We start from the raw sequence: 219 nt of genomic DNA, 5'->3' as shown, positions 1-219 counted from the left end.
CGTCGCGTTGAACCCGGCCATGCGGATCGGCGAGCAGGTGGCCGAGGTGCTGCGCATCCACGGCCTGGCCGATCGCCTCAATGCCCGCCAGCGCGCCGTGCAGATCCTGGACCAGGTCGGCCTGACGCAGCCGGCGCTGCGCGCCCGGCAGTATCCCCACGAACTCTCGGGCGGCATGCGCCAGCGCGTCCTGATCGGCATCGCCTTTGCCTGCCGGCC

General features: G+C 72.6%; 1 protein-coding gene. It reads left to right on the top strand.

Annotated elements, in window-relative coordinates:
* Nucleotides 1-19 precede the first annotated feature (19 nt).
* On the top strand, nucleotides 20-219 hold a 200-nt coding region (locus tag N801_RS22345), incomplete at its 3' end, for an ATP-binding cassette domain-containing protein (RefSeq protein WP_035941360.1).

Source organism: Knoellia aerolata DSM 18566 (genome assembly GCF_000768695.1).
Classification (GTDB): Bacteria; Actinomycetota; Actinomycetes; order Actinomycetales; family Dermatophilaceae; genus Knoellia; species Knoellia aerolata.
Note: the sequence above shows the minus strand (reverse complement) of the source record. Positions and strands in the feature narration are given on the sequence as shown.